A 24,592-nucleotide genomic window follows, 5' to 3' on the forward strand; every position below is an offset into this window, starting at 1 on the left:
GCAAGGATGGCGAATTTCGGCTTACCGGTGGAGGGGATTTTCCCGATTCTCTGGCTGCTGCTTGGCGCCATCGCCATTTCGATTGCGCTGGAACGCAGCGCTTACCGCAAATATCTGCCCGGCCCGATCATGGTGCTGATCATTCCCTGCACGCTGGCCAATATCGGCGTGCTGCCTGCCCAGTCGCCGGTTTATGACGGCATTTCGGGTATCGCCATACCGGTGGGTGTGCTGCTGCTGCTGCTCAAGGCGGATATCGGGGAAATCCTGCGTTCGTCGGGCAAGATGCTGCCGCCATTCCTGCTGGCGGCGGTGGGTGTGGTGCTGGCCATCGGCCTTGCCGGCCAGTTGATGCAGTTCGAAAACGAAGGCAGCCTGTGGGCGCTGCTTTCCGCGCTGTTTATCGGCAGCGTGCTCAACATGGTGGCAACCGCGCAGGCGATCCAGGCCGATGAAACGCTGGTGGCCGCTGTCCTTGCCGCCAACGCGCTGCTGGCCCCGCTCTACCTCGCCATACTGATGGTGCTGATGCAAAGCCGGCTGATCGGATGGCTGGTGGGCGTGGCGCCCGGCGCCAGCGCGGGCCAGTTTGCGGCGCATGGCGGGGCCGATGCAAAGGCAAGGGTCACGGACGGCAGTCGCGCGCCTGCCCCGCCCTTGGGTGCATTGCTGGCGCTGACCTATGCGTTGGGCGCGTTCCTCGCGGTGGACTGGGTGGCCACGGCGCTTGGCATTCAGAATTATGCGATCCTGCTGGTCACGCTGGTGGCGGTGGCGGTGCCCAATCTGTTCCCGCAAATCCGCAGCTATCTGGCGGGAGCACGCGAAATGGGCATGATCGCCATGTTCCTGTTCATCGGTGCGGTGTCGGCGCAGATCGATCTGGGTGCGCTGGGCTATTCCAGCCTGCGCGTGATGCTGTTTGCCGCCATGGCGCTGGGCATCAATCTGGTGTTCGTGGTGGCGATTGGTCGCGCGCTGAAATCCGATCCGCATGTGCTGCTGCTAGCCTCGCTTGCAGGCGTTGGCGGTCCGACCTCCACCGCGGCCGTGGCCGCGGCGCAGGGGCGCGATGATCTGGTGACACCAGGCATTTTGTGCGCGCTGCTTGGCGTGGTGGTGAGCACCTTTGTCGCGGTGCTGCTGTTTCAGGTGCTGGGCTGAGCCGCGATGGCGTGCGGCGCCGCCCCATCCTTGAGCGAACAGGTCGCGGCCCTGATCGCGGAGGTGGATTATGCCGCGCTGCCCGATGCGGTCGTGCGCGCGGGCAAGTTGGCGCTGCTCGATGCCACCGGGGTGATGCTGGCAGCATCGGGCCTTTCGCCCGAAGCCCGTGCCTTTGCGCGCATGGCGCAAGACATGGGCGATGGGCCATGCGCGATACTTGGCACGGGCCAGCGCGCCGCAGCCCCGATGGCGGCGCTGGCCAATGGCGCGCTGGCGCACGCGCTGGATTTCGAGGATGCGTTCGATCTGGCGCCCGGCCACCCCAATGCGAGCCTGGTGCCTGCGCTGATTGCGCTGGCGCAGTTGCAGGGGGCCGCCGGTGATCCCGTGGACGGGCGGCGCTTTCTGGCGGCGTTGGTCGCAGGGTGCGAGCTGTCGTGCCGCATGGGTCTGGCGCTGCGCCAACGGATGGAGGAAGGCGGCTGGTATCCGCCGCCCATCCTTGCCGGGTTCGGCGCTGCGGCGGGCGCGGCACATCTGTTACGCCTCTCGCCGCGGCAGATGGCCGATGCGCTCTCGCTCGTGCTGTGCAGCGTGACGATGCCGGGCGAGATCAAATACAGCCAGCGCACCACCATCCGCGCCATCCGGGAAGCGTTCCCTGCGCAGGCGGCGGTGCAGGCGGCGCTGCTGGCGCAAGGCGGCGTGGCGGGTTTCGAGGAGCCGCTGGAAGGGCGCGCCGGGTTCTATGCGCTCTATGCCGGCGGGAAATTCGACCCCGAAGTGCTGCTTGCCCCGCTGAACGGCGCGTTCTGGATCGAACAGCTCACCTTCAAGCCCTGGCCCTCGTGCCGCGGCACGCATCCCTTTGTGGAAATGGCGCTGGCGCTTCAGGCGGAGCACCGATTCGCCGTGCAGGACATTGCCGCGATCCGCGCGGGCATCGGGCCGATGCAAATGATGCTGGCCGAGCCGCAGGCGCGCAAGGCTGCGCCCGAAGTCGCGATCGATGCCAAGTTTTCGGTGCCCTTTTGCACTGCTCTGGCGCTGGCCAAGGGCAAGGTCGATCTGGACAGCTTTGCGCCCGAAATGCTTGCCGATCCGGCGGTTCTGGCACTTGCGGCGCGCGTTACCTGCCATGTCCCCGATGGGGCGGAAAGCTGGCGCGGCGATGCGGGCACGCTGGAAATAGCGCTCCATAATGGCGCTGTCCTGTTGGCCCGGCGCGAAGCGGCGCGCGGTGCACCGCACAACCCGCTGACCGAGCGCGAGTTGGGGGACAAATTCGTCGCCTGCGCCGCGCGCGCGGCCCATCCTTTGGCAGAGGCGCCCGCGCGCGATCTGGCCCGGCAAATCCTCGCACTGGAGCAATGCGCCGATATGGGAGCGCTGCTGGCTTAGGCCACGCTTTCCCGCCACCGGCTGATCCCGGCAGCAACCAGCGCCGCCAGCGTCAGCCCCAGCAGGGCGAGCGCCAATTGCCATGCGCCCGCCGCGCCGAACGGCCCCAGGGCCCAGGCGCACAGCGCACTCACTCCCATCTGCACCGCGCCCGCCAGGCTGGTGGCGGTGCCTTCCAGCCCTTTTTCCGCGGCCATGATCCGGGCAATCGCCGTGGGGCCGATGAATCCCGCAGTCATCCCCAGCAGCATCAGCGGACCGATAAGCAACGCCAGCGCCGGCGGGCCGCCTGCCGCCAGCAAGGCCAGCCCGGATGCGGCGAGCACGCCCAGCCCCGTGCCCAGCAGAAGCGTATCGGCCCTGCGCTGCGCCGCCCCCACCAACCGCGTTCCCGCAATGCTCGCCCCCGCGACCAGCAGGAGGCACAGGCCGATGTCGCGGGGCGAGAGGGCATAATCGCGTTCAAGCAGAAACGGCACGGTGCCCAGAAACAGGTACAGGCTGGCGCTGGCAAAGGCCATGGCCGCGCTGGCGGCGAGAAATCGCCCGTTGCGCAGGATCCGGGCATAGCTTGCCCCCAACCCGGCACGCGGGCCCTCCACGCCATCGGCGACATGCGCCGGGATGTGCCGCAGCACGACCGGCACGGCAATCAGCCCGGCAAGGCACAGCCCCCAGAGCACTGCGCGCCAGCCCAGCCACTCGGTCAGCGCGCCGCCCAGCACGGGGGCAAGTGCGGGGGATATGAGCACGATCCCCATCAACCCGGCTTGCGCCGACACCTTCCTGTCGGGCGGAGCCAGCGCGTTCAGCAGCACGCGCGCCGTCACCAGCCCGGCCGAGGCGCCCACCGCTTGCAGCAAACGCGCCGCCAGCAGCACCGCCAGCGTTTCGGACCATGCCGCCAACAGGCTGGCCGCCGCGTAAAGCACGAGGCCAGCCAGCAGCAGCGTGCGCCGCTCGACCCGGTCGGCCAGCGGCCCGATCAGCAATTGCCCGCCGCCAAGTCCGATCAGGAACACCCCGATCACCAATTGCGCTGACGCAACGCCTACACCCAGTTCCCCGGCAATGGTAGGCAGAGCGGGCACCAGCATCTGCGTGGCGAGCGAACCCAAAGCCGCGATGCCGCCCAGCAGCAAGACAATGCCGCGAGTCAAGCCGCCGCTCATCTGCGCATATTTCCTGAAATCGCCGCCAGATAATGTGCCGCAAGGCCGCGCATCCCGATCCCCCTTTACAGTTTCTGATAGCGCTTGCATCGACGCGCGTCGAGCGTTGCGCGACAATATGATTGCGCTTGCATCACCGGCAGCCCTTGCCTTAGCAGGCGCAAGCTGAAACCGTGCGGCCCCACATACTCCGCTGCCAAAGCGCAACTTTCGGGAGAGCAGATCAATGACCCAGTTCCACCGCCTCAACCCCCTGACAGGCGAAGTCGCCTCCAGCGCCGCCGCGATGAAGGCGGGCGATATTCCGGCCATCGCCGCCCGCGCGCAGGAAGGCTTTGCCGTCTGGTCGAAGATGGGGCCGAATGCTCGCCGCGCCGTGCTGATGAAGGCGGCCGATGCGCTGGTGGCGAAAAAGGACGATTTCGTCGCCGCGATGATGGCGGAAATCGGCGCCACCGCCGGCTGGGCCGGGTTCAACCTGATGCTGGCCGCCGGCATGGTGCGCGAAGCCGCCGCGATTACCACGCAGATCACCGGCGAAGTGATCCCGTCCGATCACGAAGGCACCGTGGCGCTGGCCGTGAAGGAGCCGGTGGGTGTGCTGCTGGGCATTGCGCCGTGGAATGCGCCGATCATCCTCGGCGTGCGCGCCATCGCGGTGCCGCTGGCCTGCGGCAACGCCGTGATCCTCAAGGCCAGCGAGACCTGCCCGCGCACCCATGCGCTGATTATCGAGGCCTTTGCCGAAGCGGGTTTCCCCGAAGGCGTGGTCAATGTCGTCACCAATGCGCCCGAAGACGCCGCCGAAGTGGTGGGTGCGCTGATCGATGCGCCGCAGGTGAAGCGGATCAACTTCACTGGCTCGACCGCGGTGGGCAAGATCATCGCCAAGCGCGCGGCGGAGCATTTGAAGCCCGTGCTGCTTGAACTGGGCGGCAAGGCGCCGATGCTGGTGCTGGAGGATGCCGATCTTGACGAAGCGGTGAAGGCGGCGGCCTTTGGCGCCTATATGAACCAGGGCCAGATCTGCATGAGCACCGAGCGGATCATCGTGGTGGACGCGGTGGCCGATGCGTTTGCGGAGAAGTTTGCCGCCAAGGTGCGCTCCATGCCCGCAGGCGATCCGGCGGCGGGCAACACCCCGCTGGGCGCGGTGGTCGATCGCAAGACGGTGGAGCATTGCCTCGCGCTGGTGGAAGACGCGGTCGCCAAGGGCGCCGAGCTGCTGGTGAGCGGGGAGACGACACACAATGTCGTCATGCCCGCGCATCTGGTGGACAAGGTGACGCCCGACATGAAGCTGTTCCGCGACGAAAGCTTTGGCCCGGTCGTGGGCATCATCCGCGCGCGTGACGAGGCGCATGCGATCGAACTGGCGAACGATACCGAATACGGCCTGTCTTCGGCTGTGTTTACCCGCGACACCGCGCGCGGCATGAGAGTGGCGCGGCAAATTCAGGCGGGCATCTGCCACATCAATGCCAGCACTGTATCGGACGAGCCGCAGATGCCGTTCGGCGGGATGAAGGCCAGCGGCTATGGCCGGTTCGGCGGCAAGCAGGGCATCGATGCCTTCACCGAAACGCGCTGGATCACCTTCGAGACCGAACCGGGCCATTACCCGATCTGATCCGCGCCGCGGATCCCGGTGGGCGGTTCAGCCCGCCGGGTGCATCGCCGCGTCGAGCGAGGACAGGAAGCGGTGGCCGTTCTCGATATGCTGGCGCATCGCGGCCTCGGCGCGCGGCGCATCGCCGGCAAGAATGGCATCGAGGATCAGGCGGTGGTCGGCCACCGCCTCGCGCAGGCGGTCGCCGCGGTAGAAGGTTTCGAACAGCAAATGGTGCACCGGCGTGTTGAGCCTTTTCACCAGCGTTTCGATCACCTCGTTACCGGTCACACGCATGATCAGCGTGTGCCATTGGGCGTTGAGCGCGCCGAACCGTTCGCGCGTGCCGCCTTCGACGCAATCCTCCATCTCCTCGGCAATTTCGCGCAGCCGCTGCTTTTCCTCTGGCGTGGCAAGGCGCGCGAAATCGCCCGCGCAAATGCCTTCCAGCGCGGCGCGGGCGCGGTAAAGCTGGCGCACCTCCTCCATCGATGCGCCGCGCACCGATGCGCCGCGGAACTCCTCGATCTCGACCAGGTCTTCGGCCGCCAGGCGTTGCAGCGCCTCGCGCACCTTGAAACGGCTGCCGCCGGTCTGGCGGATCAGGTCAACCTCGATCAGGCGCTGGCCCGGCACCAACCGCGCGGCGCGGATCTGCGAGCGGATCCAGTCCGCAATCTCGACAGCCGTGGGGCCTTTGCCAGGTAGAGCCTTCGCCAATTCGTCCATGCCCCGACTTAGACATAGTGCCGACAAAATTGTCAACAATCTTGTCGGCAAAGTAATGATTGCGCTTTCAGGCCGGAAGGGGGATGTCGCAGCATCAAGGGAAGGGTCGGACAACCGGCCCCGCTAAGTGCATGGGAGGTTGAGATGCTGAAACTGAAGGGGAATCGTGCCGAGATGCTGCTGCGTTCGGCCTCGCTGGCAACCATCGCGGTCTCGTCCCTGGTGTGGAGCCCTGCAGTCATCGCGCAGGAGGCCGAGGAAGAACCGCGCGCCGATACCATCGTGGTCACCGGCAGCCGCATTGCCGAGGTGCCAGTGGGCTCTGCCGCAACGGTGCTGGGCCGTGCGGATATCGAGACATCCGCGGGCGTCACCATCGACCGCATCATCAAGGAACTGCCGCAGAACTTTGACCTCGGCGTTTCCGAAAACTCGCGCGCGCAGACGGGCGGTTCGGGCAATATCGTGTACGGCAACACCGTGAACCTGCGCGGCATCGGTCCCTATGCGACGCTGGTGCTGATTGACGGGCACCGCGTGGTGAACAATTCGCGCTCGACCGATCCTTCGGTCCTGCCCACGCTGGGCGTGCAGCGGGTGGAAGTGGTGGCCGATGGCGCATCGGCCATTTACGGCTCGGACGCCGTGGCCGGCGTGGTCAACCTGATCCCGCGCCGCAATCTGGACGGGCTGGAAATGTTTGCCCGTTACGGCTTTGCCGACCGCGCCGATTTTGACGAAAACGCGATGGGCGTCGCGTTTGGCGATATGTTCGATGGCGGGCAATTCATGGTCGCTTATGAGCATGTGCGCCGCTCGCGCCTGAGTGGTGATGACCGTGACTTCTTCACCGCCGATCAGACCGCATTTGGCGGCCGCGATTACCGCACCACGCGCTGCGCGCCGGGCACGCTGGTAATCGGCACCACCACCTATGCGCTGCCAGAGCAGTATACGCAGGCAAATGCCAACGCCATCACCGCAGGCACGCGCAATCTGTGCGAGACCAATCCGGGACAGGACCTGTTCCCGCGGCAGGAATACAAGTCGGCCAACGCCACATTCGATTACGAAATTGCGCCATGGGTCGAAATCTTCGCCGATGCCTTCTGGTCGCGCCGCGACTTCGACCGGCGCGCGGCAACGCCCAGCGTGCGCTTGACCGTGCCGCAGACGAACGCCTTCTTCGTGCGCCCTGATTTCTTCACCGGCACCAGCTATTTCATCGATTACAGCTTTGAAAACGATTACCCGATCACCGGCACCACGGGCTATGCCAAGAGCTGGCAGGTGACGCCCGGTTTGCGTTTCAACCTGCCCGGCGGGTGGACCGCCGAAGCGCTGGTCGGCATCGGGGAAACGCGCGATTTTTCCGGCTCGTATGACGGGTTGAACAACGCCGCGCTCAACGCGGCGCTGGCCAGCAGCAATCCGCAGTTGGCGTTCGATCCCTATGGGCTCGGCCGCACCAACGCAGCCGTCCTCAGCGGCATTTTCAACCAGCTGTTCCTCGCACCAACCAATGGCGATCTGACCGTCTACGAAGCGCGCGCCAATGGCCCGCTGTTCGAATTGCCGGGCGGCACGGTGGCAGTGGCGGCCGGTTACGAGCGGCAGGAATTCGAGGTGGCGCTGGGCACGGCGCGGGGCAATCCGGGCACGCCGATCACCTTCCGCAATTTCGGCCGCACGGTCGATTCGGGCTATATCGAAGTGCTGTTGCCGATCTTCGGCGCAGGCAATGCGGTTCCCGGCTTTGAAGAGCTGACGATCAACGCGGCAATCCGTCACGACAGCTACAGCGATGCAGGCAAGACCACCAATCCCAAGATCGGGGTGAACTGGACGCCGACCGATGGCCTCACGCTGCGCGGCAGCTATGGCACCTCGTTCCGTGCGCCGACTTTGCCTGAAATCTACGGCAATTCGAACAACCTGTTCGGTCAGCAATACACCAATCCGGCGGGCGGCGCGACCCTGTTGGGCTTTGCGCTGTCTGGCCAGAATCTCGATCTGAAACCCGAAACCGCCACCACCTGGTCGGTCGGGGCAGATTTTGATGCGGTGCCGAACCTTCGCCTGTCGCTCACCTATTTCAATGTCGATTATTCCAACCAGGTCATCGCCAACCTGTCCAACCTCGCCATCCTGACGCAGGCGGCGGATTATGAGGGCACCGGGGTGATCCTGCGCGGCACTGCCGCCCGCGACCGGGTGCAGGAATTGCTGAACGCCGGCATTGTGTTGCTGGGCACGCCGATCACCGGCGGCGATATCAACACGGTCGACATCTTCGTGGACGGCCGCAGCCGCAATCTGGGCAAGTCGATCACGCGCGGTATCGACTTTGCGGGCAGCTATCTGATCGATGTGTCGGCAAACGACACGCTGACGCTGTCGGCCAGCGGCACCTATCTGATCAATTACAAGGTGGCGACCACCCCCACCGCCGCCACGCAGGACCGGCTGAACCAGATCTTCCAGCCGCTGAAGTTCAAGGCGCGGGTTTCGGCAGACTGGGAACATGGCCCGATCAGTGCCCGCGTGCTGGCAACGCATGTGGGCGGGTACACCAATACTGCGATTGCCCCCAACGAGCCGGTGGGCAGCTATACCCCCATCGACCTCAGCGTGACCTATCGCTTCGGCCAGGAAATGCCGGGCACGCTGCTCGAAGGCCTGTCGATCACCGGCGAAGTGCGCAATGTGTTTGATATCGATCCGCCTTACGTCAATCTGGCGCCGGGCGGGAACGGCAGTGGCGGATACGATGCCACGGCTTCCAACCCGATTGGCCGGGTCTTTGCCCTGGGTGCGCGGCTGGTCTTCTGACCGGCACGCACCGCCAGGGGCCGGAATGGCAAGGTTGGTCAGTTGATGCAGGAAATGGCGGTGGAGGTGCTGGTAACGGGCGATCTGGTTCTGGATGAGCCCGATGCCGCGCACTTCCTGTCGGCCATTGCTCCCATCCTGCACAGCGCCAACCTTGCTATCGGCCATCTGGAAGTGCCGCATACAGCGGCCCAGCTGGAAGTGTCGGGCGATGTGCCCGCCCCCGGCGCCCCGCCGGAGAATATCGCAGCGCTGGCCGATGCGGGCTTTGGCATGGTCAGTCTGGCGGGCAATCACATCGCCGATTGCGGCGCGGTGGGCATAGAGGACACGATTGCAGCGCTTGAGGAAGCGGGCGTGCTTCATGCCGGTGCCGGGTCCAATCTGGCGGCGGCGCGTGCGCCCGCCATTGCGACAGTCGAGGGTCGGCGCATTGCCTTGCTCAGCTACAATTGCGTGGGGCCGGAATTTGCCTGGGCAACGCAGGACAAGGCCGGCTGCGCTTTTCTGCCGATGATCGCAAAGGATAGCGCGCCCGTATCGCCGCGCGCCGATCTGGAAGCGGTGCATCCCGATGCCTTTTTCATCCTGGCCGAGGATATTTCCGCGGCCCGGCGGCAGGCGGACACGGTGCTGGTCGCGCTGCACAAGGGCATCGTGCACACGCCCGCCCGCCTTGCCCCCTATGAACGCCCGATCGCCCATGCCGCGATCCGCGCCGGAGCCGATGCGGTGATTGCCCACCATGCGCATATCGCGCGCGGGATCGAGTTTCATCGCGGCAAGCCGATCTTCCATGGCCTCGGCAATGGCTGCGTGGTGACGCGCGCGCTTTCGCCGCAGCAGGACAATCCGGCACGCGCCGCATGGGCGCAAAAGCGCAAGGAGCTGTTCGGGTTCGAGCCCGACCCGGCCTATTTCCTCGCGCCGTTTCATCCCGAAGCGGTCAACGCCTTCATCGGCCGCCTGCGCATCGCGCCTGATGGCACGATCACGCCGGGAATAGTTCCGGTTTTCATCGAAGCGCCGGGGCGTCCGGTGCCCGCCACCGGCGATCAGGCACATGCCATTTCCGCCTATATCGAACAGATTACCGTGGCGGCAGGTCTTCCGCCCATCGCCATTGCCGCTGATGGCAGGGTTGCGCCCGCATGAACCGGGCGAAGCGCTTCTGCATCTGGATCGGCGGGCTGGCGCTGCTGGCCGCCACTGCCACCGATACGCTGGCGGTGATCGGCAGGGCGATCGGCGCACCGCTGCCGGGGTCCATCGAGCTGATGCAGGCCATCGTGCTGGTATCGGGCACATTCGGCCTGATCATCGCCACGCTGGACGATTCGCACGCGCGCGTGCGCATTCTGGTGGATCGCCTGTCCCCTGCACGCCGCGTATTGGCAGACCGCTTCTCCGATCTGCTCGCGCTGCTTTTCGTGCTGGCGCTGTTGGCAGGCTCGGTCTGGCTGTCGGTCGAATTGTGGGGCGGGCATGAGCAGAGCGAAGTCGTGGGCGTGCCGTGGGCCTTGCTGCGGATGATCGCCAATGGCGTGCTGCTGGCCGTTGCCGGCATCCTGGCCTGGCGGATCGTGCGGAGGAGCCCGCGCACATGAGCCAGATGCTTTACGATACCGCTGCCACCGGACTTGTCGGCGTGGCGATCCTGCTGGTGCTGTTGCTGGCAGGCGGGCGCATCGGCGCGGTGCTGGGGTTGGTCGGCCTTGGCGGGCTGGCGCTGGTGCTGGGGCCAGAGGCGGCGCTGATCAAGGGCGGCGTGGTGGTGGTGGATACCTTCACCCGGTATGAACTGGGCACGCTGCCGCTGTTCCTGTTCATGGCGCAGATTTTCTTTGCGGTGGATGCCAGCCGCGACCTGTTCGACGCGGCCGCCAAAATGGTTGGTCACCGGCGCGGCGGGCTTGCCTATGCCTCGATCGCGGGGTGCGCGGGGTTTGGCACGATCAACGGGTCGAGCCTTGCCACCACGGCCACGGTGGGCCTTGTCGCCTATCCCGAAATGCGCAAGCGCGGTTATGATCAGGGACTGTCTACCGCCACCATCGCGGCGGGCGGCACACTGGGCCAGATGATCCCGCCATCGGGCGCGCTGATCGTGTTCGGCATCATTGCCGAGGCATCGATCGGTCGCCTGTTCACCGCCGCGATCATCCCCGGCATCACGCAGGCGCTGCTCTATGCGCTGGTGGTGTTCATTCTGGTGCGGCTGCGTCCGCATCTGGCCCCGGCGGGCGAACGAGCCCCGTGGAGCGAGCGCTGGCAGGCCCTGGGCAGGATCTGGGAAATCGGCGCACTGGTGGCGCTGGTGATCGGCGGGATTGCAATGGGCTGGATCAGCCCGCCCGAAGCCGCCGCCATCGGCGCGGCAGGCGCGTTGCTGATTGCCGCGCTGCGCGGGCGGCTCAACCGCGACACGCTGTTCACCGCCTTTCACGAGACGCTGCGCACCACGGGCCTTATCTTCCTCATCATCATCGGCGCGCTGATCTTCTCGATCTTTGTCAGCGTCACCGGCCTTGCCGATGCGGCTGGCGCGATGGTGGAAGGGCTGGGCCTTGGCACCTTCGGCACGCTGCTGCTGGTGGCGCTAATCCTGCTGCTGCTCGGCACGATTCTGGACGGCCTTGCGCTGATGCTGCTGATGACGCCGATCCTGCTGCCGATTGTCGAAGGCACGGGGCTGTCCGCGATCTGGTTCGGCGTGTTCCTGGTGCGCGCGATGGAAGTGGGCTTCCTCACCCCGCCGTTAGGGATCAATCTTTTCGTCATGCAGGGCGTGGCAAAGGACGTGTCGATCAGCCGCATTTTCCGCGGCGTGCTGCCCTTCCTTGCCAGCGACTTTTTCCACCTGCTGCTGCTGATCCTGTTCCCGGCCATGATCCTGTGGCTGCCTGAAGTTCTGGGGAGTTGACCTGTATGATCGGCATTGCCGGCCCTGAACTGCCGCACGAAGTGCTGCTGGCCGCGGGCAAGCATGGCGGGCCGCTGCCCTTCACGCCCGATCGCGATGCCCCGCAGGCGTCGCGCTGGCTGGAAAGCAAGTTTGCCCCATGGGCGGCGCCCGTGCTGGAATGCTGGCTGGAAGGGGCTTACGATCACCTCGACGCGGTGCTGTTCAGCCGGGCGGACGATACATCGCAGCGGCTCTACTACTACATTTGCGAATTGCGGCGGCTGGGCGAGGCGAAGGGTCCGGAGCCGCTGATTTTCGACATTGCCCGTATTCCCCGCGATATCAGCCGCGATCGCACGGTGGCCGAGGTGCGCGCGCTGGCGGATCGGCTGGGCGTTGGCGATGCTTCACTGCAAGCCGCGATTGCCGAGGCGAATGCGCGGCGGGCGAAAGTGCCGGCTTTGGCCGAAGGGCCGCGCTGCCTGCTGGTGGGTTCGGCTCCGCCCGATCTGCGTTTGCATCAGGTGGTCGAGTCTGCGGGCTTTGTGCCGATGGGCGATACGCTGGCGCAGCACTGGATGGCCCTGGGTGAGCCTGTCGGCACGGGCACTGACGATCCTGCCGCGGCAATCGGCATCGCCCTGCATTCCCGCCATGGTGGGCCGCGCAGCTTTGCCGATCCCGCCGAAGTGCTGCGCCAGCGTATCGCCGCCAGCGGCGCTGCCGTCGTGGTGCTGTGGCGGATCGAGGAGGACGAGGCGCAATGCTGGCACCTGCCAGCCGAACGCCGTGCGCTGGAGGCATCGGGCCTTCCGCACCTCATCCTGACAAGAACCGATTGGCTGGGCCGGGACGGCGCGGCTGACAAGATTGCCACTTTTCTGCAAGGACTTGGTCAATGACGTCCCCCGTGACGCCACTTCAGGGACACCGCGTCGCCGTGCTGGGCGATATGGCGGATCGGCCGCTGGCGCGCTACCTCGCCTCGCTGGGGGCAGAGTTGGGCGGGTCGGTGGCGGGCGCCAGCTTCGTGATTGATGATCTGGGGCTGGAATCCACGCGCGATCTCGGCATCCCGGACAGCGCGGTGCATGTCTCGGTCACGCCGTTCGGTTCGGGCGGCCCCCGCAGCCACTGGAAGGGGGGTGAACTTGTCGCCTCGGCGGTTGGCGGCGCGCTGCGGCTGACGGGTGAACCAGGTGAAAAGCCGGTCAAGGAAGCGGGCGATGCCTGCACCTTCCATGCCGACATGGTCGCGGCTGCCGGGGCCATGGCGGCGCATTTCGCACGCGGCGATACCGGTGCGGGCCAGCATGTCGATGTTTCCATTCAGCAGGTGGCGATGAGCCGCAATATCAACGGCGTGCTGGTGTGGCAGTTCGACCGGCGCAAGCTCGACCGTGCCGGGGGCTGTATCGCCTATGGCCGCGCCAAGGTGCGCGTGATCTGGCGGCTGGCGGATGGCTGGTGCTTCCACGCGCTGATGACCGGGCGGCTGGGCGCGCCCGCCAATAAGGGCTTGTCGGACTGGATGGACGAGTGCGGCTTTCCCAACCCGATGCAAGGCGTTGATTGGCTCGCCTATAACCGCTCCACTCTGCCTGCCGAAACCCGCGCGCAATGGGAAGCGGCAATGGCCGACTTCTTCCGCAGCCGCACCAAGGCCGAGATTGCCAGCGAAGGGCGCCGCCGGGGGATCAACGCCTGTGTGGTGAACGAGCCGGCCGATGTGCTGGCGGATCAGCACCTTGCCGCGCGCGGTTTTCTGGATACGCCAGACGGCCTGCCTGCGCGCTTTGCCAGCATAAGGCCCGGTCCGGTTGCATCCGCTCCCGCCATCCCCACGGGCAAGCGCCCCAAAGCTCGTTCTGGCCCGCTGTCGGGCGTGAAAGTGCTCGATTTCGCCTGGGCGCTGGTCGGTTCGATCACCACCAAGACGCTGGGCGATCTGGGCGCGGAAATCGTGAAGATCGAAACGCGCAGCCGCCCCGATCTGGCGCGCCTGGATGTGCAGGTATCCGCATCCAGCGCGACCAGCCTCGATGACAAGCCGTGGTTCGCGCATCTCAATACCTCCAAGCGAAGCCTGACGCTCGATCTCAAGAAGCCCGAAGCGCGCGCCATTCTCGATCCGCTGATCGACTGGGCCGATGTGGTGGTGGAGAACTTCTCCCCCGGCACCATGGCCAAGCTGGGGCTGGATTACGACAGCCTGATCCGGCGCAATCCCGCGCTGGTGATGGTATCGGGCAGCGTGTTCGGCCAGACCGGGCCGCTGGCGCAGGAATGGGGCGTGGATGGCACGGGCGGCGCGCTGTCGGGCCGCACTTACCTGACCGGCTATCCCGATCGTGACCCCGTCATCCCCGGCGCGGTGCCTTATGGCGATGTGATCGTGCCCTTTGTGATGGCAGGCCATGTCGCCGCCGCGCTGGAGCACCGCCGCCGGACCGGACAGGGATGTCATATCGATGCGAGCATGTACGAGATTTGCGTGCAGCAGATGCGCGACTATCTCAGCCTTGCCAAACGGGGCGAACGCCCGCAGCGCAGCGGCAATGCCGATGCGCGCGTGTTCTGGCAGGACGTGCTGCCGTGTGCGGGCGATGATCGCTGGGTGGCGATTTCCTGCCCCACCGCGCAGGATCACGCCGCGCTGCTGGCGATCACCGGGCCGGATGTGGCGGCGTGGACTGCCGCGCGCAGCGATCACGAAGCGGCGGAAACCCTGCAGGCCGCGGGCCTTGCCGCGGGCGCCTTGCAGGATTGCGAGGATCTGATGGAACGCGACCCGCAGATTGCGACACGCGGCGCGCTGGTCACTCTCGACCATCCGCTGCTGGGGCCGTTCGGCCATGTGGCAACGCCCATCCGCTTTTCGCGCGATCAGCTCCAGCCGTTCCGCGCACCGGGCATGGGCGAGCATTCGCACGAAATCGCGCGCGAACTGTGCGGGCTGGCTGAGGACGAGATCGCCCGCCTTGACGCAATGGGAGTATTCCGGTGAGCGCTGACGCAAAGACTTCGGCCAATCAGCGCAGCCGCAAGACGCTCGCCTGCACAAGCGAGGCGACCGCCTATCAGAAGGCGTTCGGCGCCGATCTGCGCCGCCGCGTGGTGGAGGAGCGCGAGCCCTATGCCATCGTGCAGGCCGATACCCCGCACGAGATTTTCCACGCGATGGACATCCCCATCGTCACCAACCAGTGGTGGAGCGCCTATATCTCCGCCAAGCAGCTCTCGACCCGCTATTTCGACAAGCTGGTGGAAGCGGGATACCCGGCCAACAGCTGTAAGTATTGCTCGCTTGGCCTCGCCTGCACGGTGGCGAACGAGCCGGAAACCGCGCCCTGGGGCGGCCTGCCCACGCCCACGGTGCTCGTCGCGCGGCTGACCTGCGATTGTATCCAGCAGGTGTTCGGCCAGTGGGCCCATCTGCTGGGCAGCGAATTCTTCCCGATGGAGGCCCCTGCTTGGGTGGACAAGGATCCGCGCTGGTTCGCCCATGCGCGCGATGAATGGATGCGTGTCTATCAGCCTGATCGCATCGCGCAGATGGTGCGCGAAATGGCCGATCTGATCGCGCTGCTCGAAAACCGCACGGGGCGCAAGTTCGATGAGGCAAAGTTCCATCACCTGATGGAACAGATCAATGTGCAGGAAGGCTATATCTGGGAAGCCGCGCAAGCGATTGGCACCGCGCGGCCTTGCCCCGTATCGATCGCCGAACAGATGCCCAACACGATGATCCCGCAATGGCACCGGGGCTCCGACTGGGCAGTGGCGCATGCGAAGAAGTTCCGTGACGAGGTGCAGGCCAAGATTGCGGCGGGCGAGGGCGCGTCCACCAATGAAAAGCTGCGCCTGATGTGGATTGGCGCGGGCGTGTGGCACGATCCGGGCTTTTACCAGGCGCTGGAGGAAAGCCTGGGCGCGGTTTTCGTCTGGTCGATGTACATGCCCTTTGCCGGCCCCGCCTATATTCGCGATTTGCAGGGCAAGCCGATGGAAGCGCTAGCCAGCCGCGTCGCCAGCATGAACGAGACGCTGCATCTCCCCCCGTGGATGAGCGGATGGATGACGAGCGAGGCGGAGCGGTGCGGCATTGATGCCGCCGTCGTGCTGCTGCCGCCCGACAACCGCCTGTCGCAATCGGGCAACAAGATCACCGCGCAGGCGCTGGAAGCCGCAGGTGTGCCGGTGCTGATGATCGATGCCGATATGGTCGATGCGCGTGTGTGGGATCACGACCGGATGGTGGGAATGGTGGCCGATTTCCTGCAGCGGCGGGGGCTGGCGTGACGCGGCTTTTCGCCATCCTTGCGGCTCTGCTGCTGGCGTCGTGCGCACGCGAAGTGCCGCCGGGTGTGACCGAGCTGACCTATGCCACGCCCTATCCCCCCAGCCACCCGTTCAGCCGGGCGGATCAGCGGTGGATGGATTTTGTCGCGCAGGAATCGGGCGGGCGGCTGGTGATCAAGCCGCAATGGTCGGGCAAGCTTTTGTCGGCCGACATGTCGATGACCGAGCTGCGCCACGGCGTCGCCGATATTGGCCTCATCACCCCCATCTATGTGCGCGGCGGCACGCATCTGATCCGGGTGCAATCGGGCTTTTACAGCGGCGCGGACAGCGTGGAGAGCCAGCTCGCGGTGTTCGCCTGCCTGCAAGAACGCGTGCCGCAAATCTCGACCGAGCTGGCAGGGCTGGAAGTCCTCGCGGTGCAGGGCGGCCTTCTGCCCGGCATATTGACGCGCAACCGCCGGGTGCAGAGCCTCGACGATTTGCGCGGCCTGCGCATCCGCGCGCCCACCGAATTGCTCCCCGTGCTTGCCAGCCTGGGCGCAGACCCGGTGAACATGCCCATGGGTGAAGTCTATTCCGCGCTTGCCAAGGGCGTGATCGACGGCGTGGTCGCCCCGCCCGACACCTTCCGCGCGCTGCATTTTGCCGAGGTTGCCCGCTATTTCTACGAACTGCGCGTGCCGCGCGGCGCTTACCCCGCACGCGCCATGGGAAGTCGGCGCTGGAACACGCTGGAGCCGTGGCAGCGCGAGCTGCTGACGCGCAGCCGTGCGGTGTGGGAAGCCGCGCTGGCGGACGAAATTCGCCAGTCCGAAGCGGCCGGGCGCGAAGTCGGCAAGGGACGCATAACCATTACCCCTGCCAGCGCGGAGGATCAGGCGCGGTTTGACGCGATCTATCTGCGCGATGGCGAGGCCAATGCCCGCTCGCTTGAACGTTTCGGCATCGATGGCCTGTCGGTGTTCCGCCTCGCCCGCGCCAGCATCCCGGCGCGCGACCAGGTTTCTTGTGGAGGTATCTCGTGACGCAGCCGCTCGCCGGCATCCGGATTGCCGATTTCAGCCATGTGATGGCCGGCCCCTTTGCCACGCATATCCTGCGCCTGTTGGGGGCAGAGGTGATCAAGATCGAAAGCAAGGGCGGCGACCAGTTCCGCAATTACGGATCGAACCGTGAATTCGACGGGATGAGTCCCGCCTTCATCGCCGCCAATGCGGGCAAGAAGTCGATCGCACTCGACCTGAAGGACGAAGGCGACAAGGACATCGCCCGCCGAATCATCGCGCGCAGCCATGTGCTGATCGAGAACTTCCGCCCCGGAGTGATCGACCGGCTGGGCTTCGGTTACGAGGCGGTCAAGGCGCTGCGGCCTGATATCGTGTTCTGCTCGGTATCGGGATACGGGCAGGACAGCCCGCAGCGCGATTGGCCCGCGATCGACAATATCGTGCAGGCGACCAGCGGCATGATGATGCTGAGCGGGGCCGAAGGCGATCCGCCGGTGCGCGTGGGCTTTCCCATCGTCGACACGCTGACCGGGCAGACGGCGGCCGTGGCGATTCTGGCCGCGCTGGTGCAGCGCGAGCGAACGGGGCAGGGCTGTTTCATCGATGTCGCGATGCTCGATGCCAGCATGGCCTTCATGACCTCGGCGCTGACGCCTTTCCTCGTCACCGGCAATTCGCTCAAACGGCTGGGCAATACCGGCTATAGCGAGCTGCCCACGGCGGGTCTGTTCACCTGCAAGGACGGGCGGCATGTCTCGCTGGGCGTGGTGCAGGACAACCAGTTTGCCGCCCTTGCGCGCAATCTGGGGCAGGAAAGCTGGCTGACCGATCCGCGCTTTGCCAGCGCCGATGCGCGGCGCGCCAATTTTGACGCGATGTATGGCGCGTTGCAGGCGATCTTTGTCACCCGCACGGCGGAGGAATGGGAACGCGATTTGAGCGGCGCGGGCATCCCCTGTGGCAAGGTGCGGCGGGTGAGCGAGGCGGCGAAACTGTGCCGGCCCGATGCGCTGATGCCGCTGGCGATCGAAGGCATTCCGGGCGGCGGCGATGTGGCTGTGCCCAATGTCGGCTTTCGCATGGAGCCGGGTGCGCCCGGCGTAAACGCACCGCCACCGCGGCTGGACGAGAACCGGGAGGAGATTCTGCAATGGTTGGCAAGCGAGGACGAATAATGCGCTTTCTTGCGCTGCTGCTCGCAGTTCTTCTGCCCGTTTCCGCCTGGGCGCAGCCATATCCGGATGTGCAGCGGCAATCGCTGTATGTCCCGGTGCGCGACGGCACGCGGCTTGCCGTGAATATCTACCGCCCGGCCCGTGGCGATGCGGTGGCGGGCGAACGGCTGCCGGTGATTTTCGTCTTCACCCCCTACCGTGCGCGCTTTGTCGATGAGCGGGGGCAGGTGCAGGAAACCGCGCTGGGCGACAATCTGGCGCTGCGCAGCCTGATCCGTGCGGGATATGTCGTGGCGGTGGCCGACATTCGCGGCAAGGGCGCCAGTTTCGGCACGCGGCGCGGCTTTCAGGACCGGACAGAGGCGCAGGACGGCCACGATCTGGTCGAATGGCTGGCGCGCCAGCCCTTTTCCAGCGGCGATGTGGGGATGATCGGCTGCTCCTATCTGGGCGGCACGGTCACGCACACGGCGAGCACTGCGCCGCCATCCCTGCGCGCGGCGTTCATTGGCGCAACCGATTGGGACAAATACGCCTTCGTCCGCGATGGTGGGATCACCGCGCAGTTCAACACAAGGCCTGACGAGCCGCTTGAGGTCGACCTCGCCAGCGTGCCGGTGGACGGAGATGATGGCACCCTGCTGCGCGCCGCGGTGGCCGAACATGCGGGCAACACGCCGATGGGCCCGCTCTGGTACGGTATGCCCTACCGCGACAGCGTTTCCGCCTTCACCGGCAATGCCTTCTGGGACGAGGTGGCGATCTGGCGCCATGCCGAGACGATCCGCAATGCCGGGATCGCTACCTATTGGTGGAGCAATTGGGAAGACGAGCCGACCGCGCAGGCGATCATCGCCGCGCAGAACCTGGGCAGCCGCCTGCTGATCGGGCCGGGCAGCCATTGCGTGGCGCCTGCCGGGTTCGATTTCGCTGGCGAAGTGGTGCGCTTCTTCGACCACCACCTGAAGGGCGCGGATAACGGCTTTGCCGCGCAGCCGCCGGTCACCTATTGGGTGGAGACGGGGCCGGGCGAAGGCGAATACCGAACCGGCGAAGCCTTGCCGGGCAGCCTCTCCACCACGCAGGCCTGGTATCTTGCCCCCCATGACGGCGCAGAGCGCGGCGGTCTTTCGGCGCGCGCAGTCGACGGGGCGGATCTGTTCGCGGTGAATTACAACGTGCCCGGCGGCGAATATTTCGCCTTCTGGCCTGCGCCTGCCGATGCGCATGGCATTGTCTATGACAGCGCGCCGCTTTCCGGACCGCTGGATCTGCTGGGCTATCCGGTGGCGCATGTCGCGCTGACATCGAGCACGCCCGATGGTGAGGTATTCGTCTATCTGGAGGAAGCCACGGCTGCGGGCGAAGTGCGGATGCTGTCCTTTGGCCGGCTGATGCTGTCGCACCGCGCCACCGCCCCTCCGCCGTGGGACAATCTGGGCCTGCCCTGGCATTCGGGGCTGGAACGCGATGCGCGGCCCTTGGCGACAGGCGAAGTGGCGCGGCTGTCGATTGCCATGATGCCGCTGTCGCGCCGGATACAGGCGGGATCGCGCCTGCGCTTTGTCATCACCGGGGCCGATCCGCGCCAGCGCAATCTGGCGCAGGTGCAGCAGGACCCGCCGCCGCAATTCACCATCCTGACCGGCTGGGACGCGGGATCGCGGATCGACCTGCCGCTGGCGGCCGAGTGACAGAATGAAGGGAAAACGGGCGATGAAAACAATCGCGGGAGTCATGGCGGCAAGCCTCCTGCTGGCCGGATGCACCAGCGTGGCGGCGCAGTCCGTCAGTGTGGCGGAGAGCCCGCTGGGTGCGGCTGCCGGCAATGGGGCGCAGGGCGGCGTGGCCTTTGCCCGCGACGACGCGCCCGGATACACCTTTTACCGCCCCGAACGCTGGCCTGAAGGCCCGGTGCCGGTGGTGCTGTGGGGCAATGGCGGCTGCCGCAATAACGGCCTGTCGGCCAGCCATTTCCTGCGCGAGATTGCCAGCCACGGCTATTTCGTGATTGCCAATGGCGCGCCGGGGGAAGAGCGCGAAGTGCTGGCCGAATTGCCGCCTGCGCCCACTTCGCTGCCTGAAAATGCGGTGACCAACCAGCCCCCGCGCGCCACGCCCGATGAAACCAGCGTGGACCAGATGCTTGCCGGCATCGAATGGGCCGTGGCCGCCAATGGCAATGCTGCCGATCCGCTGCACGGACGGCTCGATGCCGCGCGCGTGGCGGTGCTGGGCCACAGCTGCGGCGGCTTGCAAGCCCTTTCAGCAGGCACCGATCCGCGGGTGAGCGCGGTGATGGCCTTTGCCAGCGGCGTCTATGTTCGCGCCGATGGCGGCCTCAGCGGAGTGCGGATCGGCAAGGACGACCTTGCCCGCCTGCATACGCCGGTGGCCTATGTCATTGGCGGGCCCGGCGATATTGCCTGGCCCAACGCCGTCGATGATTTTGCGCGCATTTCTCACGTGCCGGTGATGCTCGCCAATCTGCCGGTGGGCCATGGCGGCACCTTTGCGCTGGCCAATGGCGGCGATTGGGCGCGCGTGGCGGTGGATTGGCTCGACTGGCAGCTGAAAGGCGACCGGAACGCCGGCCGCAGTTTCGTGGGCGAAGGGTGCCGCCTGTGCACCACCTATGGATGGAGTGTGGAACGCAAGCAATTTCCGGCAACGCCGTGAAGCGCCAACCATAGCCCGCGGCGCCAACCCTGCGGGCCATCGCCTCACTGGCCTGCGCTTGCAGGGCAGCACGGGCTTTGGCCCCGTATGGCTGACGGGCCTTGCACCCCTTTGCCCGATACTGTAAGCGCTTTCACAGGCGCGCTTCATGGGCGCAGAGCAATGCACAGCTCAAGGGGACAGGTGTGACCGAAGGAATTTCTGACATGGCCCTGCGGGACGATTTCGATCCGCATGTGGAGGAAACCTTCGACAGCCCGCACGCCGAATACCGCCGGATGCGCAAGGAATGCCCGGTCGCCTGGTCGAGCGCGCATGGCGGCTTCTTCGCGCTGACTCGTTATGACGATATCGTTGCGGCGGTGACCGATTACGACCGCTTCATCACCTCCAAGATCAACGTCATTCCCAATATGTCGCTGGGCAAAAGGCGCCCGCCGCTGGGCAAGGATCCGCCCGAACATACGCCCTTCCGTCGCGCGCTCGACCGCACTTTGCGCGGCGCCCGAATCGCCGCGATGGAGCCGGTGCTGCGCGGCCACGCGCAGCGCGAATTGCAGCGCATGATCGATGCAGGCCAAGGCGATATGTCCAGCGATTTTGCCACCATCTACCCCGCCTGGGTCGAAGTCGAATGGCTCAATCTCGATCCCGGCCACGCGCCCTTGCTGGCCGAGGTCGCGCGCCTCTACAACATCGCCTGGCGCAGCGAGAACATGGAAGCCGTGGCCGAGACTAGCGGCAAGCTCTACGATGTCGCCGCCGCCGTGGTGGAGGATCGCAAGGCCAATCCACGCCCCGTGGAGACCGATCCGGCCTCCGCCCTGCTGGCCGAGGAAACGCCCGATGGGCCGATCCCCGAAGAATATGTCATCGCCACCATCCGGCAGGTGCTGGTGGTGGGCCTGATGGCGCCGCCGCCGCTGTTCGGCGCGATCTGCGTGCATCTGGTGCGCAACCCGGACTTGCAGGATTACCTGCGGCAGAACCCCGATCGCATCCCGGCGGCAGTGGAGGAGTTTCTGCGCCTTTATTCGCCCTATCGCGGCTTTGCCCGCACCACCACCTGCCCGGTGGAGATGCACGGGCGGGTAATTCCCGAAGGTGTGCCGGTGACGATGGTCTATGCCTCGGCCAACCGGGACGAGACCGTGTTCGACGATCCCGACACCTTCCGCTTCGATCGGGGAAATATCCGCCAGCATCTCGCCTTTGGCCGCGGTGCGCACCAGTGCGCAGGGGCTGGGCTGGTGCGGCTGGAAATGCGCATTTTCCTGGAGGAACTGCTCGCGCGTACCAGTGCACTGGCGCTGAACGGCGAGCTGGAGATGACGCGCCTGCCCGAATTGGGGCCGACCAGCACACCGCTGCGCTTCACGCCTGCCTGACCGTCGGTTGCCGAGGGGAGAGACGATGCGCCGCCTGATACTGAGTTCATGCGCCGCGCTGGCCGCGCTGGCTGCCCTTCCTGCCATGGCACATTCGGAGCGGCTCCCGCTTTATGACGGCCCTGCGCCCGGTTCCGCGCATTGGATGCAGGAGCGGGTCGAAGTCGTGAATGGCGAGCGGCGGCAGGTCTACAACACAAGCCAGCCGGTCTATGAACTGCATCTCCCCCGCCCTGAACGCGCCAGCGGCGCGGCGCTGGTCATGCTGCCGGGTGGCGGTCTGCGCGTACTGGGCACTGGCGCTGATTTGTATGACGAAATCGACGCGCTGGTGGCGCAAGGCGTCGCGGTGATGCTGCTCGAATACCGTACGCTGCAAATGACGCCCGACGAGATCGCGCGCGCCAGTGCCCCGCCCCCGCCGCGCCCTGAAGGTGCGCCGCCCGCCCGCTTTCCGCGCATGACGATCGTCAACGGCAATGCCAATCCGGCGCAGGGCAACGCGGCGATGGATGAAGTGCTGCGGCTTGCCACGCAGGATGCGCAGACGGCGCTGCGCCTCTTGCACCACAATGCGGCCGCGTGGAATATCGACCCTGACCGCATCGGCGTGATGGGCACATCGGCGGGGGGCGGGGTGGCGTTCGGCGCGCTGCTCGACCGTAATGCCCCGGCAGAGGAACAGCCCGATTTCCTCGTCTCGATCTACGGCCCTGCCTTGCAGGATGTGGCGACATGGGACGGCGCGCCGCCGCTGTTCATGGCGGTGGAGGCCGAGCACGGGGCGGTAACCGACGGGCTGATCGAGGTCTTCCGCATCTGGAACGACGCCTACCAAAGCGCCGAACTGCACATTTACCAGGTGCCCAATTTCAGCATGACGGTGGATCTGTGGGGCCCGCGCCTGTTCGCCTGGATGCGCGAACAGGGCATTATCCCCGCCCGCTGACGCGCTACTCCCAGCCGCGCTCAAGATACCGCAGCGCGCAGGCGGCGAGAAAGGCGCTACCCTTGGGCAGGACGCTTTCGTCCACCATCATCCGGCTGGAATGGATGCCGCAGCAGCTTTTCCAGTCCGCCCCGTCCTTTGCCACGCCCAGGAACAGCATCGCGCCCGGCACCTTCTCCAATACATAGGAGAAGTCCTCCGCGCCCATCAACGAATGGGCGAGGCGTTGCCAACCTTCCTCGCCGCCCATCTCCTTCGCCACGTTTTCCGCCAGCGTCACCGCACGCGGATCGTTGAGCGTGACGGGGAAGCCCGGCGTGATCGTCACCTCCGCCTCGCAGCCATGCGCACGGGCGGTGTGCTGCGCCACTTCGGCAAGGGCGGCGTGCACCGCCGCCCGGCGTTCGGGCGAAAGCGTGCGGATCGTGCCGCGCATCTGGGCGTGATCGGGGATGATGTTGTGCGCGGTGCCCGCCTCGATCATCGAGACGGTCACCACCGTTGCCTCTGCGGCAGAGAAGCGGCGCGTGACCATCGCCTGAAATGCGGAGACGATGGCGGCGGCGGCCGGAACCGGGTCGGCGGTGTCATGCGGCAGGCTGGCATGGCCGCCGCGCCCCTTGACCACGATATCGAACTGGTCGGCCGCTGCCAGCATCGCCCCGTTCTTGCCCGCGATCACGCCGTGCGGTGAATTGGGCATGATGTGCAGCGCAAAGGCGGCATCGGGCAGCGGATCGAGCAGGCCGTCCTCGATCATGTAGCGCGCGCCGTGCCAGCCTTCCTCGCCCGGCTGGAACATGAAGCGCACCTCGCCCGCAATCTCGCTTTGCCGTGCGGCCAGAATCCGCGCGGCGCCTGCCAGCATCGCGGTGTGCGTGTCATGCCCGCAGGCGTGCATCCGCCCCGGAATGGTGGAGGCAAAGGGAAGCCCGGTATTTTCGGGCATGGGCAGCGCATCCATATCGCCGCGCAGCAACACCGAAGGGCCGGGCTTGGCGCCCTTCAGCGTGGCGACCGCACCCGTGCACGATGTGCCGGTGCGCCATTCGAGCGGCAGGTCCGCCAGCTCGGCGCGCACCTTGGCGAGCGTGAGCGGGGTGTCGAGGCCCAGTTCGGGTTCGGCATGGATCGCGCGGCGCAGCGCCACGATCCGGGGTTCGATATCGCGCGCGGCCGCGAGAAGGCTTGATGTCAGCATGGGCGGCATCGTATCGCGGCCTCTGGTCCAAGGCCAGACGGCAAAGCGTCCGCATCCGGGCACATTTGCGACA

The 24,592-nt window shown here is 66.2% G+C and carries 19 protein-coding genes; 16 read left to right on the forward strand and 3 right to left on the reverse strand.

The features are described 5' to 3' along the window. Nucleotides 1–6: 6 nt before the first annotated feature. Nucleotides 7–1,164: a DUF819 family protein gene (locus WFP39_RS08735; RefSeq protein WP_336919063.1), complete on the forward strand. Its 1,158-nt coding sequence runs from the start codon at nucleotides 7–9 to the stop codon at nucleotides 1,162–1,164. 30 nt (nucleotides 1,165–1,194) lie between these two features. Then, nucleotides 1,195–2,568 (forward strand): MmgE/PrpD family protein, encoded by a 1,374-nt coding sequence (locus tag WFP39_RS08740; RefSeq protein ID WP_336919065.1) that lies wholly within the window; start codon nucleotides 1,195–1,197, stop codon nucleotides 2,566–2,568. On the opposite strand, the gene WFP39_RS08745 is transcribed toward WFP39_RS08740, so the two are convergent. After that, nucleotides 2,565–3,740, reverse strand: a complete 1,176-nt coding sequence (locus tag WFP39_RS08745; RefSeq protein WP_336919066.1) for an MFS transporter — start codon at nucleotides 3,738–3,740, stop codon at nucleotides 2,565–2,567. The two genes, WFP39_RS08740 and WFP39_RS08745, sit on opposite strands and share 4 nt — an antisense overlap. 226 nt (nucleotides 3,741–3,966) lie before the next feature. Here WFP39_RS08745 and WFP39_RS08750 point away from each other — a divergent pair, with 226 nt between their 5' ends. Then, complete coding sequence (locus WFP39_RS08750; RefSeq protein WP_377923342.1) at nucleotides 3,967–5,370, forward strand: aldehyde dehydrogenase; 1,404 nt, start codon at nucleotides 3,967–3,969, stop codon at nucleotides 5,368–5,370. Between the two features lie 27 nt (nucleotides 5,371–5,397). Here the strand turns inward: WFP39_RS08750 and WFP39_RS08755 are convergent, their stop codons facing one another. After that, nucleotides 5,398–6,078: a GntR family transcriptional regulator gene (locus WFP39_RS08755; RefSeq protein WP_336919067.1), complete on the reverse strand. Its 681-nt coding sequence runs from the start codon at nucleotides 6,076–6,078 to the stop codon at nucleotides 5,398–5,400. A 144-nt stretch (nucleotides 6,079–6,222) separates the two neighbouring features. On the opposite strand from WFP39_RS08755, the gene WFP39_RS08760 reads away from it, so the two are divergent. The 13 genes from WFP39_RS08760 (at nucleotide 6,223) to WFP39_RS08820 (ending at nucleotide 23,318) form a co-directional block, all read left to right on the forward strand. Beyond that, nucleotides 6,223–8,910: a TonB-dependent receptor plug domain-containing protein gene (locus WFP39_RS08760; RefSeq protein ID WP_336919069.1), complete on the forward strand. Its 2,688-nt coding sequence runs from the start codon at nucleotides 6,223–6,225 to the stop codon at nucleotides 8,908–8,910. A gap of 45 nt (nucleotides 8,911–8,955) precedes the next feature. Beyond that, nucleotides 8,956–10,065 carry a CapA family protein gene (locus WFP39_RS08765; RefSeq protein WP_336919218.1) on the forward strand — a complete coding sequence of 370 codons (1,110 nt, stop codon included), beginning with the start codon at nucleotides 8,956–8,958 and terminating at the stop codon, nucleotides 10,063–10,065. Continuing rightward, a complete protein-coding gene (locus WFP39_RS08770; RefSeq protein WP_336919070.1) occupies nucleotides 10,062–10,517 on the forward strand; it encodes a TRAP transporter small permease in 456 nt (151 codons plus the stop codon). Before WFP39_RS08765 ends, WFP39_RS08770 begins: the two co-directional genes overlap by 4 nt. Continuing rightward, nucleotides 10,514–11,833: a TRAP transporter large permease gene (locus WFP39_RS08775; RefSeq protein ID WP_336919071.1), complete on the forward strand. Its 1,320-nt coding sequence runs from the start codon at nucleotides 10,514–10,516 to the stop codon at nucleotides 11,831–11,833. Before WFP39_RS08770 ends, WFP39_RS08775 begins: the two co-directional genes overlap by 4 nt. Before the next feature lie 5 nt (nucleotides 11,834–11,838). Continuing rightward, nucleotides 11,839–12,717, forward strand: a complete 879-nt coding sequence (locus tag WFP39_RS08780) for a 2-hydroxyacyl-CoA dehydratase family protein (protein ID WP_336919072.1) — start codon at nucleotides 11,839–11,841, stop codon at nucleotides 12,715–12,717. Beyond that, nucleotides 12,714–14,822: a CaiB/BaiF CoA-transferase family protein gene (locus WFP39_RS08785; RefSeq protein WP_336919074.1), complete on the forward strand. Its 2,109-nt coding sequence runs from the start codon at nucleotides 12,714–12,716 to the stop codon at nucleotides 14,820–14,822. Before WFP39_RS08780 ends, WFP39_RS08785 begins: the two co-directional genes overlap by 4 nt. After that, nucleotides 14,819–16,117: a 2-hydroxyacyl-CoA dehydratase subunit D gene (locus tag WFP39_RS08790; protein WP_336919075.1), complete on the forward strand. Its 1,299-nt coding sequence runs from the start codon at nucleotides 14,819–14,821 to the stop codon at nucleotides 16,115–16,117. Before WFP39_RS08785 ends, WFP39_RS08790 begins: the two co-directional genes overlap by 4 nt. Continuing rightward, nucleotides 16,114–17,145 (forward strand): TRAP transporter substrate-binding protein DctP, encoded by a 1,032-nt coding sequence (dctP, locus tag WFP39_RS08795; RefSeq protein ID WP_336919076.1) that lies wholly within the window; start codon nucleotides 16,114–16,116, stop codon nucleotides 17,143–17,145. Before WFP39_RS08790 ends, dctP begins: the two co-directional genes overlap by 4 nt. Further along, nucleotides 17,142–18,302 carry a CaiB/BaiF CoA transferase family protein gene (locus WFP39_RS08800; RefSeq protein WP_336919077.1) on the forward strand — a complete coding sequence of 387 codons (1,161 nt, stop codon included), beginning with the start codon at nucleotides 17,142–17,144 and terminating at the stop codon, nucleotides 18,300–18,302. The genes dctP and WFP39_RS08800 overlap by 4 nt, the downstream gene beginning before the upstream one ends. Beyond that, the gene (locus tag WFP39_RS08805) at nucleotides 18,302–19,996 is read left to right on the forward strand and encodes a CocE/NonD family hydrolase (protein WP_336919079.1); all 1,695 of its coding nucleotides are present in this window, start codon (nucleotides 18,302–18,304) and stop codon (nucleotides 19,994–19,996) included. Before WFP39_RS08800 ends, WFP39_RS08805 begins: the two co-directional genes overlap by 1 nt. A gap of 22 nt (nucleotides 19,997–20,018) precedes the next feature. Further along, nucleotides 20,019–20,981: an alpha/beta hydrolase gene (locus WFP39_RS08810; RefSeq protein WP_336919080.1), complete on the forward strand. Its 963-nt coding sequence runs from the start codon at nucleotides 20,019–20,021 to the stop codon at nucleotides 20,979–20,981. 206 nt (nucleotides 20,982–21,187) lie between these two features. After that, nucleotides 21,188–22,369 (forward strand): cytochrome P450, encoded by a 1,182-nt coding sequence (locus tag WFP39_RS08815; protein WP_336919081.1) that lies wholly within the window; start codon nucleotides 21,188–21,190, stop codon nucleotides 22,367–22,369. Nucleotides 22,370–22,394: 25 nt separating this feature from the next. Continuing rightward, nucleotides 22,395–23,318, forward strand: coding sequence for an alpha/beta hydrolase (locus WFP39_RS08820; RefSeq protein WP_336919082.1), 924 nt, complete (start codon nucleotides 22,395–22,397; stop codon nucleotides 23,316–23,318). A 4-nt stretch (nucleotides 23,319–23,322) separates the two neighbouring features. Here WFP39_RS08820 and WFP39_RS08825 read toward each other — a convergent pair whose 3' ends face one another. Then, a complete protein-coding gene (locus tag WFP39_RS08825) occupies nucleotides 23,323–24,519 on the reverse strand; it encodes a M20 metallopeptidase family protein (protein WP_336919084.1) in 1,197 nt (398 codons plus the stop codon). Nucleotides 24,520–24,592 lie beyond the last annotated feature (73 nt).

The sequence above is a fragment of the Alteraurantiacibacter lauratis genome, assembly GCF_037154155.1.
GTDB classification, from domain to species: Bacteria; Pseudomonadota; Alphaproteobacteria; order Sphingomonadales; family Sphingomonadaceae; genus Alteraurantiacibacter; species Alteraurantiacibacter lauratis.

Coding starts and splice junctions, on each gene's coding strand:
- WFP39_RS08785 (WP_336919074.1), top strand. CDS start 12,714: ATGACGTCCCCCGTGACGCCACTTCAGGGACACCGCGTCGCCGTGCTG.
- WFP39_RS08770 (WP_336919070.1), top strand. CDS start 10,062: ATGAACCGGGCGAAGCGCTTCTGCATCTGGATCGGCGGGCTGGCGCTG.
- WFP39_RS08815 (WP_336919081.1), top strand. CDS start 21,188: ATGGCCCTGCGGGACGATTTCGATCCGCATGTGGAGGAAACCTTCGAC.
- WFP39_RS08820 (WP_336919082.1), top strand. CDS start 22,395: ATGCGCCGCCTGATACTGAGTTCATGCGCCGCGCTGGCCGCGCTGGCT.
- WFP39_RS08805 (WP_336919079.1), top strand. CDS start 18,302: ATGCGCTTTCTTGCGCTGCTGCTCGCAGTTCTTCTGCCCGTTTCCGCC.
- WFP39_RS08775 (WP_336919071.1), top strand. CDS start 10,514: ATGAGCCAGATGCTTTACGATACCGCTGCCACCGGACTTGTCGGCGTG.
- WFP39_RS08750 (WP_377923342.1), top strand. CDS start 3,967: ATGACCCAGTTCCACCGCCTCAACCCCCTGACAGGCGAAGTCGCCTCC.
- WFP39_RS08745 (WP_336919066.1), bottom strand. CDS start 3,740: ATGAGCGGCGGCTTGACTCGCGGCATTGTCTTGCTGCTGGGCGGCATC.
- WFP39_RS08825 (WP_336919084.1), bottom strand. CDS start 24,519: ATGCTGACATCAAGCCTTCTCGCGGCCGCGCGCGATATCGAACCCCGG.
- WFP39_RS08735 (WP_336919063.1), top strand. CDS start 7: ATGGCGAATTTCGGCTTACCGGTGGAGGGGATTTTCCCGATTCTCTGG.
- WFP39_RS08760 (WP_336919069.1), top strand. CDS start 6,223: ATGCTGAAACTGAAGGGGAATCGTGCCGAGATGCTGCTGCGTTCGGCC.
- WFP39_RS08765 (WP_336919218.1), top strand. CDS start 8,956: ATGCAGGAAATGGCGGTGGAGGTGCTGGTAACGGGCGATCTGGTTCTG.
- WFP39_RS08810 (WP_336919080.1), top strand. CDS start 20,019: ATGAAAACAATCGCGGGAGTCATGGCGGCAAGCCTCCTGCTGGCCGGA.
- WFP39_RS08755 (WP_336919067.1), bottom strand. CDS start 6,078: ATGGACGAATTGGCGAAGGCTCTACCTGGCAAAGGCCCCACGGCTGTC.
- WFP39_RS08780 (WP_336919072.1), top strand. CDS start 11,839: ATGATCGGCATTGCCGGCCCTGAACTGCCGCACGAAGTGCTGCTGGCC.